Raw genomic sequence first — 18,257 nt, forward strand, 5'->3', positions numbered from 1 at the left:
GGAAATTCAGCAGGGACAGGTACTTCTGAGGAATCCAGCAGGGACAGGTTGACCATTTCATCAAAAATGTGGTCTCATGGGAGTCATTGGTAGACTTGTGCGTATGCCCACGTCAGCCCCGCCCCGCAACCGCTTCGAGCGGCGCCGCGCCGAGACCCGGCAGGCGCTCGTCCGTGCCGCGCGGCAGATTCTCGCCGAGACCGGCGACACCAGCGCCAGCATCCAGGCGATCGCCGAGCGCGCGGACGTCGGCTTCGGCTCCTTCTACAACCACTTCGAGTCCAAGACGGAGCTGTTCGACGCGGCGGTGCGGGACGCCCTCGAGGAATTCGGCCAGACAGTCGACGAGCATCTGGAGGGTGTCGAGGACCCCGCGGAACTCGTCGCGGCCGGCTTCCGGCTCAGCGCGCGCCTGGCCGACTCCCGGCGGGAACTGATGCAGGTGCTGCGCCGCCGCGGCCTCGGTTACGTCCACTCGGACTCGGGCCTCGCTCCCCGCGCCCTGCGCGATCTGGAGGCCGGTATCGCCTCCGGCCGTTTCACCGTCACCGATCCGACCGTCGCGGTGACCGCCCTGGGCGGCTCCCTGCTCGCCCTGGTGGAACTGCGGTTCGCCCGGCCGGAGCTGGACGGCGACGAGGCCGCGTCCCACCTGGCCGAGATGTTGCTGTGCATGCTGGGTGTCCCGCCGCAGGACGCCCGCGCGGTCGCCCGGCGCCCGCTGCCCGACCTCGGCTGACGACGGATCGGGCAGCCCGTCGGCTGTCGGCCGGACGCCGGCTGCGGTTATGCCCTGTCGGGCAGATCGGTGCGGTGCTGTTCGAGATCGGTGACACCGTCGAGGTCCACCGTGGCCGTGTACCGGGTGTGCACCCCGTCGGGGCCCGTCTCCGCGGTCAGCTGCCAGTTGTCCGCGAAGCCCCAACTGCCGCCCGTGTAGACGCCCTTGATCTTTCCGTCCACCGTTCCGACGGCCTCGAAGGGGCCGCCCTGCCAGCGGAAGGTCCAGTGGATGCGGTACCAGGCCTCCAACTGCTCCGGCGCGGCCAGGAAGTGCCCGCCGCCCGGGTGACGGGGATCGGCGACGAGATCCTCGGGCCGGTCCTGCCCGGTGCTCAGCGCGACCAGGCCCGAGGCGTCGGCCTCGGCGGCTGCCGGATAGGTCCGGCCGCGGTGGACCGCGTAGGCCTTGGGGCGGAAGTGGTCGACCTCGGACAGGCGTCGTACCAGCTCGCGCAGCGGCTGGAGCAGATCCTCGCGGTGCTCCGCCAGCTCGGTGACCTCCTGGCGGGGGAACGTACCGCGATACCCGATCACCCGGCGCTTGAGGTGCTCCTTGGCGAAGTGCTCGTCGGAACCGAGGTAATTGCCGGAGAGCGTCGTGGGCGTCGCGGCGGTGCACTCGAAGAGCTCACCGCGCCAGCGGAACGTCCATGTCACGGCGTACCAGGCTTCGAGGTCGTCCGGCGCAACCGGGTAGCCCACCGACCCGTCGGCGGCCTCGCGCGGCGCGACGTTCGCGGGTGCGGGGCGGCCGGGCTCCGGCAGCAGCTCGACGTGCGGCCACAGACCCGCGGCCGCACGGGCCGGGTAGAGGTCGCCATGGAAGACGGCGACCTCCCCCTTGACCGGGAAGGGGGAGCCCGCGGGGTCAGTCATAGTAATGCCACAGCCCTTCGTTCTTGTCGAAGAAGCCGACCGCCTCTTCGGATCCGTCATCGTGGAGACGCCAGATCTCGGCATGGTCCGGCAAGCCGGTGGGCTTGGCCTCCCACTCGGGGATGCCCCCGCCGGTGTAACCGGTGCCGAGGAACGGGTCGTCCCAGGCCCGTCCCGGGCTCTGACCGGCCATGCCGGCCACGCTGTCGGCCAGATCCTGGTCGCCGACGGCGCCGAGGGTCGGGTCGGCGCGCATGTCGGGCGGTGCGGGGAAGCGCAGCTGGTACGCCTCGGTCGCGCCCGGTGGGACGGGGGACCAGTCGGCATCCCCGAGAGCGAGCCCGTCGCGCAGTTGGTCCATGGTGCGCAGGTCCGCGGTGTCGCAGCCGCGCGCGATGGAGCCGCGGAACTCGCCGGGATTGAAGTCGTCGCTGCCGAGCTTCGTGGCGTTGTCCAGGTAGGCCTCCGCGACCTCGGGCTTGACCACCTTGGTCACCATCTGGCCATCGTCGAGCTTGATCCCGTCACGGACCCCGACGACCTCGCGGGCCTGCGGCTCGGTCAGCTCGTTGGTCGGTGTGAGCCGGAGCTTGTCGTGCTCGGAGCGGTCCAGGCCGCGTGCCGCGAGCTGGTCGTCGATCTCCTTCTGATAGCCGGGGCCGTCGCGCAGCGCTGCGTTGTCGTACCGTCCGGCACCCACCTCGGGCGCCTCGGCCTCCGGCTTGGCCTCCGGCTCGGCCTCTGTCGTGGTCTCGGGTGCGGGTGATTCGGGGGCGTCCGTCGGTGCCGTGGGTTCCGGGGCATCGTCGGCAGAGCGCGCCGCGTCCGCGGGGGACTGCGGCGTCTCATCGGCCGACTCCCGTCCGTCCAGGGCCGGTTCCGGGGCTTCGTCGGTCGACTCAGGGCTGTCGATCGTCGGCTCGGGCGCCTCCGCGGCCGATTCCGGGCTGTCGAGGGCCGGTTCCGGGGCGTCATCAGTCGACTCCCGTCCGTCCGGGGCCGGTTCCGGGGCTTCGTCGGTCGACTCTGGGCTGTCGATCGTCGGCTCGGGCGCCTCCGCGGCCGATTCCGGGCTGTCGAGGGTCGGTTCCGGGGCGTCATCAGTCGACTCCCGTCCGTCCAGAGCCGGTTCCGGGGCCTCATCGGTCGACTCAGGGCTGTCGATCGTCGGCTCGGGCGCCTCCGCGGCCGATTCCGGGCTGTCCAGCGTCGGTTCCGGGGCCTCGTCAGCCGACTCCGGGCTGTCCGTGGTCGGTTCCGGGGCGTCATCAGTCGACTCCGGGCCCTCCCCAGCCGGTTCCGGCGCCTCATCCGCCGTATCCGAAGCCTCATCCGCCGTATCCGAGGCGTCAGCCGGTGGCTCCGAAGCGTCGGAAGCCATGGGCGGCTCGGGCGCCTCGTCGGACGAGTCCGATCCCTCGTCGGCCGAATCCGAAGCCTCGTTGACCGGGGCTGCCTGCTCCGGCTGCTCCGGCTGCTCCGACTGCTCCTGCTGTTCCTGCTGTTCCGGTGTGTCGCTCGGTGCCGCCGGCTCCGGGGCTTCCGCGGTCGGGTCCAGGATGTCCGCGGGCGGCTGAGCGGCTTCGGTGCGTTCCGGATCGGCCTCCGCCGTGGGCTCGGGCGCGGACGGTTCGGGGGCGTCCGTCGGTGCCGTCGGTTCCGGGGCCTCCTCGTCCGAACCGGCGGCTTCCGTAGGTGACTTCGGGGCCTCGGCACCCTGGTCCTGACCGCCCGCACCGGGCTCCGGAGCCTCGTCGGACGAGGGCGCGGGCGTGGGCGCGGTGTCGCTGGAAGGTTCCGGAGCCTCGTCGACCGGTGCAGCCGGTTCCGGTGCCTCATCGGCCGGCCGCGGAGCTTCGGGTGCCGGTGGCGGCTCCTCGCGGGGGCGGTCACTCATGAGGTGGCTTCCAGGACTGCGTGTGTGCGGTAAACGGCGGACCCAGGACAGCGCTTGCGCTGCCGGGAGGTGTGTCTTCTCGGTCACCGTGACAGGGGCCGACGCCACCTCCGGGCAGCGTAGCAGTTGCTCAACTGGCCGTCGGGCACAGGTCGCCGGACGGGTGTTCCCGCCCGGCGACCGGGCGGGTTCAGGCCACCGCGGGTGTGTAGTGGGAGGCGTCGTCGCCCTCGATGGTGTGGCTGAGCCTGCCGTCGACACCGGCGGGGACGTCGCCCGCGACGGTCACCCGGTGCAGCAGGCGCGGGAGGTCGCCGTAGTCGTCGGGGGCGTAGTGCTGGGTGATGCGGTTGTCGAAGAGGACGAGGTCCCCCGGCGTCCAGGCCACCCGCACGATGTTCTCCGGGCGGGTGACGTACGACTGGAAGATGCGCAGCAGGTCGCGGGAGTCGGAGGGACCGAGGCCGACGATGCTCTGGGCGAAGCCGCCGATGAACAGGCCGCGCTCGCCGGTCTCGGGGTGGACGCGGACGACGGGGTGCGCGGTGCGGTACTTCCGGGAGACGAACTGCCTGCGGTGTTCGGCGGCCTTCTCGCTCTTGGGGGCGGCGTAGTCGTAGTCGTTGGTGTGCACCGCCCACAGCTTGTCGGCCAGCTCGCGCAGCGGCTCGGGCAGGTCGCGGTACGCGGCGGCCGAGTTGGCGATGAGGGTGTTGCCGCCGTAGGGCGGGACCACGATGCCGCGCAGCGTGGACGCCTTCGGAGGCGTACGGACGAAGGTGACGTCCGTGTGCCAGTGGTTGGCGCGGATGCCTTCGTCGCCGTCGACGGGCAGGATCTGCGGCCGGCCCTCGACGGACGGCACGGTGGGGTGGGCGGTGGTGAGCTCGCCGAAGAGGGAGGCGAAGCGGAGCTGACCGGCGTCGTCGAGGTCCTGGCCGCGGAAGACGAGCGCCTTGTGTTCCAGGAGCGCGGAGTTGATCTCGGTGACGACGGCGGGGTCGAGGTCGGTGGAGAGATCCACGCCGAGGATCTCGGCGCCGATCCGGCCGCCGATCCTGCGGATGTCGAAGCCGGGGCTGGTGGTCATGCGCGGGTGTCCTTTCGAGAGCGATCGGTGCATGCGATCGACCGGTCGGTGATCAGGAGGTGATGGGCAGGCTGGTTTCGGTGGAGCCCGGCGGTGCGAGGGGCGGACCGACGGCGCGCAGGGCGCCGGGTGTGCGGCCTTGTCCCCAGCCGATGTGCCGGCGGTAGCTGCCGAGCTGACCGGTACGGCTCAGGTACTGCTCGTCGCGGGCGGCGGAGTCGTCGGGCAGCGGGTGTGCCAGGGGCGAGACGTAGAGGGCGTCGGCCGGGCAGTTCGCCTCGCACTGGAAGCAGGTCTGACAGTCGTCGCGACGGGCGAGGACGGGGATGCCGTCCGCGCCCCGGTCGAAGACGTCGGTCGGGCAGACCTTGATGCACTTGTCGCAGGCGATGCATCGTCGTGCCGAGACCAGTTCGATCACGAAGCCACCTCCAGCGATGACGCGGGGGCCAGGGGTGCGGCCGGCGCGCAGGGCAGGGGTTCGGTGCGGGTCCATACCCGGTCGAGGCCGCCGGTGACGATGCGGTGGTGCTGCCCGGGGTCCTGGGCCGGGAAGTCCAGCCGCTTGGCCATGCCGCGCGTCTCGGTGCGGGCCAGGGCGGCGGTGTACATCCAGCGGGCGTGCGCCGTCATGGCTGCCGCCTGCCTGGCCCGTACGACGTCCCCGCCTCCGGCGTACAGGGAGGCGCGCGACTCCTCCCACACGGTGTCGAGCACCCTCAGCGAGGCCGTGAGCAGGTCACCATGGCGCAGGTAGTTCTTCTCGTACGGGAGCACTTCGGCCTGGACGGCGGCGATGACGTGCCGGAAGCCGTCGGCCGGACCGGGTGCCCCGGTGGGCCGGAGTCCGGCTCCGCCCGCCGCCACCAGGCGCCTGGTACCGGCGCGCGCGCCCAGGGAGCGGGCGTGGCGGGCCGCGCCCCGGCCCGCCCAGGTGCCGGAGGAGATGGCCCAGGCGGCGTTGTGGCTGCCGCCGCCGGTGAAGCCGCCGCAGATCAGCTCGCGGGTCGCGGCGTCCCCGGCCGCGTACAGCCCGGGGACGGTGGTGGAGCAGTCGTCCCCCGAAATGCGGATGCCGCCGGTACCGCGCACGGTGCCCTCGGCGAGGAGCGTGACGGCGAAGAGCTGGGTGAAGGGGTCGATGCCGAGCCGGTCGAAGGGGAGGAAGAAGTTCGGCTGGGCCAGCCGCATCGCCCGCCGGGCGGCCGTGTCGGCCCGGTCCAGCCGGCAGTACACCTTCTCGCTGAGCAGCGTTCGCGCGATCACGGACCGGCCGCCCTGGGCCGTCGCGCCCTCCAGGACGGAGCCGTCCGCCCGGTAGAAGGTCGCGAAGGAGTAGAACGCGGTCTTGGTGACGGAGGTGCCCTCGGGTGCGATGCCGTACGCGTTGGAGAACTCCATCCCCGACAGCTCTGCCCCCGCCTCGGCGGCGAACAGGGCACCGTCGCCGGTGTTGACGTTGCAGCCGAGCGCGCCGCTGAGGAATGCGCAGCCGCCGGTGGCCAGGACGACCGCCCCGGCGCGCACCCGGTACGACTGCCCGGCCTGCCGCCGGTGGCCCCTGGCACCGGCGACGGCGCCGGAGGGGTCGGTGAGCAGTTCGGTGACCGGGCTGTGGTCGAGGATGCGCGCCCCGGCCCGCTGGACCCGGATCCGCATCCTGCGCATGTATTCCGGCCCCTGCAACCCGTTCCTGAGCTGCTTCCCGTCGGGCCCGGTCGGGAAGGGGTAGCGTGCGGCCGCCGCGAGTTCGTTGACGCCGGCGTACGTCTGGTCCAGGACCCGGGCCATCCAGCGTCGGTCGGCCAGGTGTCCGCCCAGGGCCTCCCTGCTCGCCATGGCCGCCTCCCGTGCCGCGGGCTCCGCCGGGACGTACCAGACGCCGGTACCGGCCGAGGCGGTGGCGCCGCTGGTGCCGCAGTAGCCCTTGTCGGCGAGGATCACGTCGGCCCCGTCCTGCGCCGCCTTGAGCGCGGCCCAGGTGGCCGCGGGGCCGCCGCCGACCACCAGGACGTCTGCGGTGAGGTCCAGCCCGCTCATACCGGTTGCCTCTCTTCGGCGGCTGCCGCGACCAGCCGGTTGGCGGGGCGGGCCAGGCCGTAGTGGTCGCGCAGGGTGCGGCCGGTGTACTCGGTGCGGAACAGCCCGCGCCGCTGGAGGAGCGGCACCACGTGGTCGACGAAGTCGTCCAGGCCGCCCGGCAGATGGGGCGGCATGATGTTGAAGCCGTCGGCGGCGCCCTGGGTGAACCACTCCTCGAGCTGGTCGGCCACCTGCTCGGGGGTGCCGGCGAAGACGCGGTGGCCGCGCCCGGCACCGAGCCGGGCGATGAGCTCGCGCAGGGTGAGGCCGTCGCGCCGGGCGAGTTCGGCGACCAGGGTGAACCGGCTCTTGTTGCCGTTGATGTCCCGTTCCTCGGGCAGGTCGGGCAGCGGTCCGTCCAGGGGCAGCCCGGTCAGGTCGGTGCCGAGCATCCCGGAGAGCTGGGCGAGCCCGTACTCGGGGACCTGGAGTTCGGTCAGCTCCCGCTCCAGCGCCCGGGCCTCGGCCTCGGTCGAGCCGATGACGGGGGCGATGCCCGGCAGGATCAGCAGCTGGTCCGTCGTACGGCCGTAGCGGGCCAGCCGGGACTTGAGGTCCTTGTAGAAGGACTGGCCGTCGGCGAGGGTCTGCTGGGCGGTGAAGACCGCCTCGGCGTACCGGGCGGCGAACTCCTTGCCGTCCTCCGAGGAGCCCGCCTGCACCAGCAGCGGATATCCCTGGGGTGTGCGGGGCACGTTGAGGGGGCCCTGCACGCCGAAGTACTCCCCGCGGTGGTTGATCGCCCGCACCTTGTCGGTGTCGGCGTAGATGCCGCGCTCCCGGTCGAGCAGGATCGCCCCGTCCTCCCAGCTGTCCCACAGCTTGGTGGCGACCTCGACGAACTCCCGCGCCCGCTCGTAGCGCAGCCGGTGTTCCAGATGCTCGTCCTGCCCGAAGTTGCGGGCCTCGTCCACCGTTCCGGAGGTGACGATGTTCCAGCCTGCCCGGCCACCGCTGATGTGGTCCAGGGAGGCGAACTTGCGGGCGGTGTGGAAGGGCTCGTTGAAGGTCGTGGAGACGGTGGCGATCAGGCCGACGTGCTCCGTGACGGCCGCCAGGGCGGACAGCAGGGTCAGCGGTTCGAAGCCGCCGAGCGCGTTGTGCCGGACCTTGCCCCACAGCGCGAGGCCGTCGGCGAGGAAGACCGAGTCGAGCAGACCGCGCTCGGCGGTCTGCGCGAGCTGCTGGAAGTAGCGCAGATCGGTGGCGCGTTCCGGCTGGGTGCGGGGGTGCCGCCAGGCGGCGTCGTGGTGGCCGGCGTTCATCAGGAAGGCGTTGAGGTGCAGTTGACGGGGTGCGGTCGCGGGCATGGGGTACCTCGGTCGGTGGGAGTGGGCCGATGGGTGCACAGCGGACGTCGGGCGCGTGAGCCGTCGCGGTCCCTGAGCCGGATCGCTCGTACGACGGGACCGGGAGGCGGCGGGACGGGCCGACGGCCGGGTCAGCCGCCCGCGGGCACCCGCCAGGACGTGAGCCGTCGCTCGACGGCGACCAGGACCTGGTTGAAGGCCACGCCTATGGCGGCGATCGTGAGGATCCCGGCGTACATCTGCGGGATCGCGAAGTTGTACTGCGAGGCGTTGATCAGATAGCCGAGGCCCGCCTTGGCGCCCACCATCTCGGCGGCGACCAGGACCAGGATGGACGCCGCTCCGGCCAGCCGGATGCCGGTGAAGACCACCGGTACCGAGGAGGGCAGGATGACCTTCTGGAACAGGCGTGGTGCGGACAGGTCCATCGACTTCGCCAGCTTCAGCAGGGTCGGGTCGACGGTGCGCACCGCGCTGATCGTGTTGAGCAGGATCGGCCAGGTGCACGCGTACACCACGATGGAGATCTTCGAGGTTTCGCCGATGCCCAGCAACAGCACGAACACCGGCAGCAGGGCGAGAGCCGCGGTGTTGCGGAAGACCTCCAGCAGCGGCCCGAGAAGGTCGGCGACGGGCCGGTACCAGCCGATCAGCAGGCCGAGCGGAACCGCGACGGCCACGGCGATGCCGAATCCGCTGAAGGAGCGGACCAGGCTGGCGCGTGCGTTGTCGGCGAGCCGGCCGTCGGCTGCCAGCCCCCACCAGGCGCGGGCGACCTCGCTGAACGGCGGCAGGAAGGTCCGGTCGACCAGGCCGAGCCGGGGCGCGGTCTCCCACAGGACCAGCAGGGCCACGATCGCCACGGACTTGGTCGCCCCCCTCACCAGCAGGGACGGCAGTCGCGACGCCGCCCGGCGCACCCGGGAGGGGCCGCGGTGCACGTCCGGTGCCTCGGGTGCCCGTGAGGGGGTGGGCGCAGCAGGGGAAGGGGCCGGGACGGGCGCGGTGGTGCTCGCGGTGTCCGGCACTGTGGTGGTGCCGGTGGTCGTGCCGGTCGTGGGGCTCATACGGCAGCCTCCTCCTTCTCCAACTGCTGGGCCCTGGCCACCTCGTCGTGCAGCAGCGACCAGATCTCGTGCCGGTAGCGGGCGAACTCGGGACTGGAGCGGAGGTCGTCCGTCGCCGTGCGGGCGCCGAAGGCGACCGGCACGATCTGCTTGATACGGCCGGGCCTCGATGTCATGACGGCGACGCGCTGTCCCAGGTAGACGGCCTCGTCGATGCCGTGCGTGATGAAGACGACGGTCTTGCCGGTGCGCTGCCAGATGCGCAGCAGTTCGTCCTGGAGCGACTCCCGGGTCTGTGCGTCCAGCGCGGCGAACGGCTCGTCCATCAGGAGCACATCGGGGTCGTAGGCGAGACTGCGGGCGATCGCCACCCGCTGCCGCATCCCGCCCGACAGCTCGTGCGGATGGCGGCTCTCGAACCCGGTCAGGCCCACCAGATCGAGGAACTCCCGGGCTCGGGAGGCGCGTTGGCGCCGCGGGACACCGGTGGCCTCCAGACCGAACTCGACGTTGCCCAGCGCCGTTCGCCACGGCAGCAGCGCGTACTGCTGGAAGACGATGCCGCGGTCCAGGCCCGGCCCGGTGACCGGTTTCCCGTCCAGCAGGATCTGTCCGCCGGTGGGCTGGGCGAGGCCGCCGAGGAGGTCGAGCAGGGTCGACTTCCCGCAGCCGCTGGGGCCGACCAGGACGATGAACTCGCCGGCCGCCACCTCCAGGTCGATGCCGTCGAGGGCGGTGAACCGGGAGCCCCGCCCGGCCGGATGCGGCCCCCGGTCCCTGACGGCGAACTCCTTGCGCACCTGCCGCAGCTCAATCTTCGGCGCGATGGTTTCCGGCATGGGTCAGCTCCCGCTCGTCGAGGAGGAAGAAGCCGTGCTGTACTCGTTGGTGTAGAGATCGGCCGCCTTGACCTGCCCCTTCTTGATGTCTCCGCGCTGGGCCAGCCAGTCGATCCACAGCTGGAACTCCTTGTCGGTGATCCGGCCCGCCGTCTCGGCGACGCCGAAGGAGCGCCAGTACTTCAGCGGCGCGGTGTCCTCCTCACGGCCGCGCTTCTTCACGATGTCGGTCATCCGGGCGACGACTTCGCCGCGCGGAGTGGTGCGGGCCCACTCGATGGCCTTTCCGACCCCGGTGACGAAGGCCCGGGCCGTGTCGGGGTTCTGCTTCAGGAAGCGGTCGGTCATCACATAGGTGCCGGCGCTGAACGCGCCGAGCAGCTGGTAGTCGGTGAACAGCGGCCGGATGCCGCCGGCTGCCAGGGCCTTGTCGCGCAGGATGCCGCCGAGCACGGCCACGTCTATCTGCTTCTGGCGCAGTGTCTGCTCGGTGTTGACCGGAGGCACCACCAGAGGCTCGACCTTGTCGATCTCCGCCCGGGACAGACCGCCGCGCTGGAGATAGATGTCGAGCATCGCCTCGGCATGGGCGCCGAGGGTGTTCATGCCGACCTTCTTGCCGATCAGGTCCCTGGCCGACCGGATCGGGCTGTCCTCGGACACGTAGAAGCCGTTGTAGGCGTACTTGTCGGAGCCGTAGTAGCTGATGACCGCCTTCACGGGGGCCCCGTTCGCCGCGAGTTTCACGACCGCGCCGTTGAAGGCCCCGCCGAAGTCGACCTGGCCCGTGGCAGCGGACTGGATGTCCTGCGGCCCGCTGATCGTGTTGCCGATCCACTTCAGCTTCACCTCGCCCAGGTAGCCGAGGTCCTCGGCCAGCTCCGGCAGGATGACCTGGCCCGCCCAGCCCTGGTAGCGCAGCGTCGTGGTTCCTCCCTTGCCGGAGGAGGCTCCGCTCGCGTTCGTGCCACAGCTCACGGCCACCGCAGAAAGGCCGAGCAGAGAGAGAAACTGGCGTCGAGTCGATGCCGTCGTGCCCATGGATGGGTCCTGTTCGAGTTCGATGGAGCGACTGGAGTGCGTACGGCGATTGCCGAATACGGTGAACAGAGCGCACAAGCCCAGCAGAAATGGCTGTGGGGGGCCCGGGAATTGCGCGGACACGGCCTGACGGAGAGGCCGATTCGTGAAAGGAAGCGCGGGTGAGCTGCGTCTGTCAGCGGGTACAGGGACCGGCAGGACAGAGGGCGGAGAGGTTCTCGAACGTGCTCACAGCCAAGAGACTTGCAGTGGAATTCGGCCAAGTCAACGGCGCCTGCGCGTCGGTCTCACATTCTCAACGTTCGACATGTGGGTGAAGTACTGCGTTCACAATCTCCGGCTTTCCGTCCGGTATTCGGGCCGTGGTTGACGAGACGCGAGACGTCCTGCTCAAGTAATTGCAACCCCTGGGAGGCAGCCGATGAGTGAGGTCATGGTGGACGTCCACGGCGTCCACAAGAGCTTCGGCCCGCTGGACGTGCTCCGCGGCGTCGACCTGAAGGTCCGCACCGGCGAGGTCACCGTGATCCTCGGCCCGTCCGGCTCCGGAAAGTCCACCCTGCTGCGCACCATCAACCACCTGGAGAAGGTCGACCGCGGCTGGATCAGCATCGACGGCGAACTCATCGGCTACCGCCGCGCGGGTGACAAGCTGCACGAGCTGAGGGAGAGGGACGTACTGAAACAGCGCACCCACATCGGGTTCGTGTTCCAGAACTTCAACCTCTTCCCGCATCTGACCGTGCTGGAGAACCTCGTCGAGGCCCCCGTCTCCGTGCTGCGCCGGCCCCGCGGAGAGGCGGCGGACACGGCCCGTCGGCTGCTGGCGCGGGTCGGCCTCGCCGACAAGGCCGACGCCTACCCGCGGCAGCTCTCCGGCGGCCAGCAGCAGCGCGTGGCCATCGCCCGCGCGCTCGCCCTCGAACCGAAGGTGCTGCTCTTCGACGAGCCCACCTCGGCGCTCGACCCGGAACTGGTCGGCGAGGTCCTCGACGTCGTCAAGGACCTCGCCCGTACCGGAACCACGATGATCGTCGTCACCCACGAGATCGGCTTCGCCCGCGAGGTCGCCGACACCGTGGTGTTCATGGACGGCGGAGTCGTCGTGGAGCAGGGGCCGCCCGCGGCCGTCCTGGACGCCCCGCGCCAGGACCGCACCCGCGCCTTCCTCTCCAAGGTCCTCTGACCGCCCCTCACTCCGTCGTCCGACGGCGGCACCACCGAACCGGCGGCCGCGTCGGCACCAGGACGACCGTCGTCACAGTGCCCGCGCCGCATAGGCCCTGACGTCCGCGTCCGAGTCCGCCGTCGCCGTGGCCAGGGCCGCTCGGGCCTCCTCGGCGGCGCGGTGCCGGGTCAGGGCCAGTACGGCGGCCTTGCGGACGTCGGCGTTGGGGTCGGCCACGGCCTTGGCGAGCGCGGGGACGGCCACGCCGGGGTCCGCGGCGGACAGCGCGGTGGCGGCGCCGGCCCGCACCTGCCAGGCGGGGTCGGACAGCGCGGACTCGGCCTGTACGGCGAGCGGCGCCGGGCAGCCGGCCGTGCCCAGGGCCTCGTAGGCCGCGCCGCGCACCAGGGCGTCGGGATCTCCGGCCAGCCCGGCGAGGGCCGCGTGGACCACGTCCGGGTCCCGGCCCGGAGCCACGCCGGCCAGGGCCTTGGCGATCGTGACGCGGACCTCGCGGGACGGCTCGGTGGCCGCCTCGCGGGCGACCTCCGCGACGGCGTCGACCGACACCAGCGCCCGTACGGCCGCGGTACGGACGGCGATGTCGGAGTCGGACAGGAAGGCCGCGAACAGGTCCGCGTCCCCGGCGCGCAGGCCGCGCAGGATGTCGAGGGCGGCCGCACGGACGACAGGATCGGCCTCGGAGAGGGCCGCGACGAGACCGTCCCGCAGCACCGGTTCCGGGGTCAGCGTCTCGGCCAGTTCCCGCAGTGAGGCGGCCGCGGCGGCGCGGACGCCGGCGTCGGGGTCGGCGAGCGCCGCGGCCAGTGCCGCTCCGGTGCCCGGCGGTGTGGTCTCCGTCAGGACGGCGATGGCCGTTCGGCGGACGGCGGGCTCGGGGTCGGCCAAGTAAGGCCTGAGGACGGCGAGTTCCGGTTGGTCCTCGGTGAGGGCGAGGAGTTCCAGGAGACGCGGCGTGGCCGGTGCCTCCGCCTCCGTACCGGGGCGGGCAGCCGTGGCCGCGGGGGCGGGGGCCGGCCGCGTGGTCGTCGGGGCCGCCTGCGGGGGTCCCGCCGTCGCCACCTGCTCCGGGTGGACTTCGCCGAGGTGCCGTGAGGGGCCGCCGACCGGGGTGAAGCCGGGTACCGGCACCGGATACGGCGCCACGGGGCGTGCCGTGAACTCCATCGCGCCCGACGGTGACTTGCGCAGGTCGAGGTGGTGGAACCAGGACGCGTCGTCACGGTGGGGGTGGTCGAGACGGTCGTGGTAGAGGCCCCAGCGGGATTCCGTGCGGGCCAGGGAAGCGCGGGCGGCCATTTCCGCGCAGTCCCGGATGAACGTCACCTCCGCGCACCGCATCAGCTCGTGCGGGGTGCGCGCCCCCATCGCGGCGATGTCGGCGCGCATCCGCTCGAACGCCTCCAGGGCGAGGGACAGCCGGGCGCCGGACTTGGGCGGCGCCACGTAGTCGTTCACGAAACGGCGCAGCTTGTACTCGACCTGGGGCTGCGGCGGGCCGTCGGGGTTGCGCAGCGGGCGGTAGATCAGCTCGTGCGCGTCGCGCAGTTGCCCGGCGGGGAGTTCCCCTTCATAGGGCGTGTACTGGGCGGCGTCCGCGCCCGCCAGGTCGCCGAAGACGAACGCGCCGATCATGTAGTTGTGCGGTACGCACGCCAGGTCGCCGGCGGCGTACAGGCGGGGAACGGTCGTACGGGCGTGGTCGTCGACGCGGACGCCGGAGGCGGAGTGGCCGCCGCACAGGCCGATCTCGGAGATGTGCATCTCGACGTCGTGGGTGCGGTAGTCGTGGCCGCGGCCGGCGTGGAAGCTGCCGCGGGTGGGCCGCTCGGTGGAGTGCAGGATCGACTCCAGGGCCGTGATCGACTCCTCGGGGAGGTGGCTCAGCTTCAGGTACACCGGGCCGCGGTCCGACGCCACCTCCGCGGCGAACTCCGCCATCATCTGGCCCGACCAGTAGTCGGAGTCGACGAAGCGTTCCCCGTGCCGGTTGACCTGGTAGCCGCCGAACGGGTTGGCGACGTAGGCGCAGGCCGGGCCGTTGTAGTCCTTGATCAGCGGGTTGATCTGGAAGCACTCGATGCCGGTCAGTTCCGCGCCCGCGTGGTACGCCATCGCATAGCCGTCACCCGCGTTGGTCGGGTTCTCGTACGTGCCGTACAGGTAGCCGGACGCGGGCAGGCCGAGCCGGCCGCACGCGCCGGTCGCCAGGATCACGGCGCCCGCGCGCACCACCACGAACGCGCCCGTGCGGGTGTGGAAGCCGGCCGCCCCCACCGCCCGGCCCTCGGCGGTGAGCACGCGCACCGGCATCACCCGGTTCTCGATCCGGATCCGTTCGCGCATCTCCCGCCGCCGCAGCTGCCGGTACAGGACCTTCTTGACGTCCTTGCCCTCCGGCATCGGCAGCACGTACGAGCCGGAGCGGTGGACCTGGCGCACCGCGTACTCGCCGTGCTCGTCCTTCTCGAACTTGACGCCGTACGACTCCAGCCGCTGCACCATGGCGAAGCCGCGGGTGGCGGTCTGGCGGACGGTGGTCTGGTCGACGATGCCGTCGTTGGCGCGGGTGATCTCGGCGACGTAGTCGTCGGGTTCGGCGCGGCCCGGGACGACCGCGTTGTTGACGCCGTCCATGCCCATCGCGAGTGCGCCGGAGTGACGTACGTGCGCCTTCTCCAGCAGCAGGACGTCCGCACCGTGCTCGGCGGCGGTCAGCGCCGCCATGGTGCCGGCCGTGCCGCCCCCGATGACGAGGACGTCGCAGGTCAGCTCCTCGGCGTCGGTGAGTGCCGGGATCTCCAGAGGGGTGTCCACCAGGGTGCCTTTCAAGAACCGAGTGACGTGAGGATGTCGCGCCGCAGCGCGGTGCGCGCCGGATCGTCGTGCGCGCCGCGCTCGCGCGGACGCGGTACGTCCCGTACGGCGACGAGGCGGCCCGCCCCGAGCACGGCCACGCGGTCGCCGAGGAACAGGGCCTCGTCGACGTCGTGGGTGACGAAGACGACCGTCGCGCCCGTCCCGCGCAACACCTCCACCAGCAGGTCCTGCATGCCGGCGCGGGTCTGGGCGTCGAGGCCGCCGAAGGGCTCGTCCATCAGGAGGGCGCGCGGGCGTCCGGCGAGGGCGCGAGCCAGCTGGGTGCGCTGGCGCTGACCGCCAGAGACGCGGTGCGGCAGCTGCCGGGCCCGGTCGGCGAGTCCCACCCGTGCCAGCCAGATCTCGGCCTGTTCCCTGCGTCGCGTCCGGGGCAGGCCCTGGATGGCGAGGGGCAGTTCGACGTTGGCGCGCAGGGTGCGCCAGGGCAGGAGGGCGTCCTCCTGGAAGATCAGCGCCCGGTCCGCGCCCGGGGCGGTCACCGGCCGGCCGTCCTGTTCCACCGCCCCGTCCAGCGGGGGCAACAGCCCGGCCCAGGTGCGCAGCAGCGTCGACTTCCCGCAGCCGGAGGGGCCGACGACGGTGAGGATCTCGCCCGCGGCGACGTCCAGGTCGACGTCGGCCACGGCGGGGGCGTCCGGCCGGCCGAGCACGGCGCCGCGCAGGGTGAGGCGGGCACCGCGCGGGGCCGCCGGACCGCCCCTCGCCCCGGCCGGTCGGGTCTCAGACGAGGTGCTCATCGCGTGCCTCCTCGGCCGGCGCGGGTTCGGTGGGGGACGTGGCGGTCAGGGCCCGGGCCGGCCGGGGCCGGGGCCGGGTGCCGGGGACGTACGACGTGCGCGGCAGCCAGCGGGTGAGGCGGCGGCCGAGCAGTTCGACGGCGGTGGAGGTGAGCCAGCCCAGCAGGCCGATGGTGACCATGCCGACGAACACGCCCGGGTAGTTGACGATCGTGTAGTCCTGCCAGGTGCGGTACCCCACGCCGTACTGGCCGGAGATCATCTCGGCGGAGATCACACAGATCCAGGACACGCCGATGCCTACGGAGAGGCCGCCGAAGATGCCGGGCAGTGCGCCGGGCAGGACGACGGAGCGGAGGATCCGCCACCGGCTGCCGCCCATGGTGCGTACCGCCTCCTCCCATACCGGGGTCAGGGCGCGCACCGCGTGCCGGGTGGAGACCAGCACCGGGAAGTAGGCGGCGGTGAAGGTGATGAAGACGATGCCCTGCTCGTTGGAGGGGAAGGCGAGGATGGCGACCGGGACCAGGGCGATGGCGGGGATGGGCCGCACCACCTCCAGGACCGGGCCGAGCAGGTCCTCGGCGAGCCGCGAGCGTGCCACGAGCACGCCGGTGGCCACGCCCAGGACGGCGGCGAGGAGGAAGCCGGTCAGGATCCGGGTGAGGCTGTGGGTGAGGTCGGTCCAGTAGTCGGCGCCGGACAGCCGGTCGGCGAAGGTCCGGGCGACATCGGTCACCGTCGGGAACTGCGAGAAGCGCACCCACACGTCCACATGGAGCGCGGTCAGCAGCTGCCACAGGCCGAGAGCGGCGGCCAGCGAGCCGGCCCGCAGCACGAGCCGGCCCGTCCGCCGGGGGTACCCGCTCATGAGGCCCGCCCCAGGGCGTCCGCGTAGGTGATCACCCGGGCCCCGCTGTGACCGGCCACATAGGCCTGTGCGGTGGCCGGGGCCACGAAGGGCAGCAGCTGCGCGCCGTCCGCCACCCAGCCGGCCTTGTCGGCGAACCAGAGGGTGCCGGTCGTGGCGTCGGGGACATAGGCCGCGCGGATGCCGTCCCTGTGCCGGGCGACATAGGCGAGCAGCCGGGCGGGGGACGTGAAACTCCGGGTCTTCGTGGCCCCCTTGGGCCAGACCTCGCTCCCGGCGGCGGGCGGGGCCGCGGCGAGCCGCCCCGCGTAACCGGCGCCGAGGGCCTTCCTGACGTACCGGTCGTCGACGAAGGCCTTCACGTCGATGTCGCCGGTCAGCTTGGCCGCCTTCAGCACCGACACGTCCTGCTCGAGCGCGGAGACGAGCTGCGGCTTGACGGCGGGGTCGAACGTGGCGATGCCGTGGGCGCCGTTGTAGAGGTAGACGACCTCGGCGGGCAGGCCGGTGGCCTTCGCGACCTTCTCGGCGGCGTCCACCGGACGGGCGTCGAGGTAGTCGGTCGCTTCGGCCTGGGCCTTCAGGAACGCCTCCAGCACGGCGGGGTGCTGCCGGGCGAAGTCCTCGCGGGCGGTGACGCCGTGGAAGGTGGGCAGGTCCAGCTGGGCGCCGTCGTACAGGGCCTTCGCCTTGCCCTGGTAGGCGAGCAGGCCGGGCCAGGCCACGAACTGCGACAGCGCGTCCACGCTGCCCGCAGAGAGGGCCGACGCGCCCACCGCGGGCTGCTGGTTCAGCTTCTCGATCCCCGTGTCCGGGGCGATGCCGGCCCGTTGCAGGGCCCGCACCAGGGTGCCGTCGGCGGCCGAGCCGACGCTCGTGGAAACCTTCCTGCCCTTCAGGTCCTTCAGGGAGGTGAGGGTGGAATTCGGTGCGACGACGACCGTGTTCAGGCCGCCCTTGAGGTTGTAGCCGGTGACCGAGACCAGGTGGGTGGGCCGGCCCAGCTGCTTGCCGCGGGCCGCGTTGATGAGCAGCGGAAAGTCCCCCATCGAGCCGATGTCGATCTTCCCGGCGGTCATCTGGGCCGTGATGGGCGCGCCGGTGGCGTAGTCCTGCCAGTCGACCTTGTACGTCCTTCCGTCATGAAGGGCGTTGAGCTGCTTCTCGAAGTAGCCGAGGGAGCGCAGGAGGGTGCCGGCGGTGACGGTGTTGATGGTCTTGGACTGGTATCCGACGGTGACGGTGACCGTGGAGCCGCCACCCGCCTCGGCACTGCCGCCGCAGCCGGACAGGGGGAGCAGCAGAGCGGATGCGGCGAGTGCGACTGCCGTGCGTTTCATGGGAGTTGGGGCCTCTCAACGGAGCAGGTAGGGCATGTTGACCGTGACGGCTCCGGTGGGACAGCGGGCCGCGCACGGGCCGCAGTACCAGCACTCGTCGACGTGCATGTACGCCTTGCCGCTGCTGACGTCGATGGCGAGGGAGTCCAGCGGGCACATGTCCACGCAGAGCGTGCAGCCGTCGATGCACTTCGACTCGTCGATGGTCACGGGCACGTCGGCCCGCTGGGGCGCCAAGGGCATGGCTGTCTCCAG

At 71.9% G+C, this 18,257-nt stretch carries 16 protein-coding genes; 2 read left to right on the forward strand and 14 right to left on the reverse strand.

The genetic code is table 11. From position 1 onward, the window contains the following. The first annotated feature begins 103 nt into the window (after positions 1 to 103). Positions 104 to 739 carry a TetR/AcrR family transcriptional regulator gene (locus ACZ5CZ_RS07975; RefSeq protein ID WP_468940263.1) on the forward strand — a complete coding sequence of 212 codons (636 nt, stop codon included), beginning with the start codon at positions 104 to 106 and terminating at the stop codon, positions 737 to 739. A gap of 47 nt (positions 740 to 786) precedes the next feature. On the opposite strand, the gene ACZ5CZ_RS07980 is transcribed toward ACZ5CZ_RS07975, so the two are convergent. The 9 genes from ACZ5CZ_RS07980 to ACZ5CZ_RS08020 form a co-directional block, all read right to left on the reverse strand. Continuing rightward, positions 787 to 1,659, reverse strand: coding sequence for a hypothetical protein (locus ACZ5CZ_RS07980; RefSeq protein ID WP_468940266.1), 873 nt, complete (start codon positions 1,657 to 1,659; stop codon positions 787 to 789). After that, complete coding sequence (locus ACZ5CZ_RS07985) at positions 1,652 to 3,643, reverse strand: DNA polymerase III subunit gamma/tau domain-containing protein (RefSeq protein WP_468940268.1); 1,992 nt, start codon at positions 3,641 to 3,643, stop codon at positions 1,652 to 1,654. Before ACZ5CZ_RS07985 ends, ACZ5CZ_RS07980 begins: the two co-directional genes overlap by 8 nt. Positions 3,644 to 3,746: 103 nt before the next feature. Then, positions 3,747 to 4,646 carry a TauD/TfdA dioxygenase family protein gene (locus ACZ5CZ_RS07990; protein ID WP_385846299.1) on the reverse strand — a complete coding sequence of 300 codons (900 nt, stop codon included), beginning with the start codon at positions 4,644 to 4,646 and terminating at the stop codon, positions 3,747 to 3,749. 52 nt (positions 4,647 to 4,698) lie between these two features. Next, complete coding sequence (locus ACZ5CZ_RS07995) at positions 4,699 to 5,067, reverse strand: 4Fe-4S dicluster domain-containing protein (protein ID WP_468940271.1); 369 nt, start codon at positions 5,065 to 5,067, stop codon at positions 4,699 to 4,701. After that, positions 5,064 to 6,686 (reverse strand): FAD-dependent oxidoreductase, encoded by a 1,623-nt coding sequence (locus ACZ5CZ_RS08000; RefSeq protein WP_468940273.1) that lies wholly within the window; start codon positions 6,684 to 6,686, stop codon positions 5,064 to 5,066. The genes ACZ5CZ_RS07995 and ACZ5CZ_RS08000 overlap by 4 nt, the downstream gene beginning before the upstream one ends. Then, the gene (locus ACZ5CZ_RS08005; RefSeq protein WP_468940276.1) at positions 6,683 to 8,038 is read right to left on the reverse strand and encodes an LLM class flavin-dependent oxidoreductase; all 1,356 of its coding nucleotides are present in this window, start codon (positions 8,036 to 8,038) and stop codon (positions 6,683 to 6,685) included. The genes ACZ5CZ_RS08000 and ACZ5CZ_RS08005 overlap by 4 nt, the downstream gene beginning before the upstream one ends. A 131-nt stretch (positions 8,039 to 8,169) precedes the next feature. After that, positions 8,170 to 9,105 (reverse strand): ABC transporter permease, encoded by a 936-nt coding sequence (locus ACZ5CZ_RS08010; protein WP_468940279.1) that lies wholly within the window; start codon positions 9,103 to 9,105, stop codon positions 8,170 to 8,172. Beyond that, positions 9,102 to 9,944, reverse strand: a complete 843-nt coding sequence (locus ACZ5CZ_RS08015) for an ABC transporter ATP-binding protein (RefSeq protein ID WP_468940282.1) — start codon at positions 9,942 to 9,944, stop codon at positions 9,102 to 9,104. Before ACZ5CZ_RS08015 ends, ACZ5CZ_RS08010 begins: the two co-directional genes overlap by 4 nt. Before the next feature lie 3 nt (positions 9,945 to 9,947). Beyond that, positions 9,948 to 10,985: an ABC transporter substrate-binding protein gene (locus ACZ5CZ_RS08020; protein ID WP_467544549.1), complete on the reverse strand. Its 1,038-nt coding sequence runs from the start codon at positions 10,983 to 10,985 to the stop codon at positions 9,948 to 9,950. A gap of 421 nt (positions 10,986 to 11,406) precedes the next feature. On the opposite strand from ACZ5CZ_RS08020, the gene ACZ5CZ_RS08025 reads away from it, so the two are divergent. Next, complete coding sequence (locus ACZ5CZ_RS08025; protein WP_468940285.1) at positions 11,407 to 12,171, forward strand: amino acid ABC transporter ATP-binding protein; 765 nt, start codon at positions 11,407 to 11,409, stop codon at positions 12,169 to 12,171. A 72-nt stretch (positions 12,172 to 12,243) separates the two neighbouring features. Here the strand turns inward: ACZ5CZ_RS08025 and ACZ5CZ_RS08030 are convergent, their stop codons facing one another. The 5 genes from ACZ5CZ_RS08030 to ACZ5CZ_RS08050 are packed head-to-tail and all read right to left on the reverse strand — an operon-like array spanning position 12,244 to position 18,245. Further along, entirely contained in the window at positions 12,244 to 14,991 is a 2,748-nt protein-coding gene (locus ACZ5CZ_RS08030) for a fumarate reductase/succinate dehydrogenase flavoprotein subunit (protein WP_468940287.1), read from the reverse strand. 11 nt (positions 14,992 to 15,002) lie between these two features. Beyond that, positions 15,003 to 15,791 (reverse strand): ABC transporter ATP-binding protein, encoded by a 789-nt coding sequence (locus ACZ5CZ_RS08035; RefSeq protein WP_468940289.1) that lies wholly within the window; start codon positions 15,789 to 15,791, stop codon positions 15,003 to 15,005. Beyond that, positions 15,775 to 16,662 carry an ABC transporter permease gene (locus ACZ5CZ_RS08040; RefSeq protein ID WP_468940291.1) on the reverse strand — a complete coding sequence of 296 codons (888 nt, stop codon included), beginning with the start codon at positions 16,660 to 16,662 and terminating at the stop codon, positions 15,775 to 15,777. The genes ACZ5CZ_RS08035 and ACZ5CZ_RS08040 overlap by 17 nt, the downstream gene beginning before the upstream one ends. After that, on the reverse strand, positions 16,659 to 18,002 hold the full coding sequence (locus ACZ5CZ_RS08045; protein WP_468940293.1) for an ABC transporter substrate-binding protein: 1,344 nt from the start codon (positions 18,000 to 18,002) through the stop codon (positions 16,659 to 16,661). The genes ACZ5CZ_RS08040 and ACZ5CZ_RS08045 overlap by 4 nt, the downstream gene beginning before the upstream one ends. Positions 18,003 to 18,017: 15 nt before the next feature. After that, positions 18,018 to 18,245 (reverse strand): 4Fe-4S dicluster domain-containing protein, encoded by a 228-nt coding sequence (locus tag ACZ5CZ_RS08050; RefSeq protein WP_055491243.1) that lies wholly within the window; start codon positions 18,243 to 18,245, stop codon positions 18,018 to 18,020. Positions 18,246 to 18,257 lie beyond the last annotated feature (12 nt).

The sequence above is a fragment of the Streptomyces sp. NPDC031418 genome (assembly GCF_055581605.1).

Excerpts from the sequence above, each read along its gene's own strand:
- ACZ5CZ_RS07975 (WP_468940263.1), top strand. The coding sequence starts at position 104 with ATGCCCACGTCAGCCCCGCCCCGCAACCGCTTCGAGCGGCGCCGCGCC.
- ACZ5CZ_RS07980 (WP_468940266.1), bottom strand. The coding sequence starts at position 1,659 with ATGACTGACCCCGCGGGCTCCCCCTTCCCGGTCAAGGGGGAGGTCGCC.
- ACZ5CZ_RS07990 (WP_385846299.1), bottom strand. The coding sequence starts at position 4,646 with ATGACCACCAGCCCCGGCTTCGACATCCGCAGGATCGGCGGCCGGATC.
- ACZ5CZ_RS08000 (WP_468940273.1), bottom strand. The coding sequence starts at position 6,686 with ATGAGCGGGCTGGACCTCACCGCAGACGTCCTGGTGGTCGGCGGCGGC.
- ACZ5CZ_RS08005 (WP_468940276.1), bottom strand. The coding sequence starts at position 8,038 with ATGCCCGCGACCGCACCCCGTCAACTGCACCTCAACGCCTTCCTGATG.
- ACZ5CZ_RS08010 (WP_468940279.1), bottom strand. The coding sequence starts at position 9,105 with ATGAGCCCCACGACCGGCACGACCACCGGCACCACCACAGTGCCGGAC.
- ACZ5CZ_RS08015 (WP_468940282.1), bottom strand. The coding sequence starts at position 9,944 with ATGCCGGAAACCATCGCGCCGAAGATTGAGCTGCGGCAGGTGCGCAAG.
- ACZ5CZ_RS08020 (WP_467544549.1), bottom strand. The coding sequence starts at position 10,985 with ATGGGCACGACGGCATCGACTCGACGCCAGTTTCTCTCTCTGCTCGGC.
- ACZ5CZ_RS08025 (WP_468940285.1), top strand. The coding sequence starts at position 11,407 with ATGAGTGAGGTCATGGTGGACGTCCACGGCGTCCACAAGAGCTTCGGC.
- ACZ5CZ_RS08035 (WP_468940289.1), bottom strand. The coding sequence starts at position 15,791 with ATGAGCACCTCGTCTGAGACCCGACCGGCCGGGGCGAGGGGCGGTCCG.
- ACZ5CZ_RS08040 (WP_468940291.1), bottom strand. The coding sequence starts at position 16,662 with ATGAGCGGGTACCCCCGGCGGACGGGCCGGCTCGTGCTGCGGGCCGGC.
- ACZ5CZ_RS08045 (WP_468940293.1), bottom strand. The coding sequence starts at position 18,002 with ATGAAACGCACGGCAGTCGCACTCGCCGCATCCGCTCTGCTGCTCCCC.
- ACZ5CZ_RS08050 (WP_055491243.1), bottom strand. The coding sequence starts at position 18,245 with ATGCCCTTGGCGCCCCAGCGGGCCGACGTGCCCGTGACCATCGACGAG.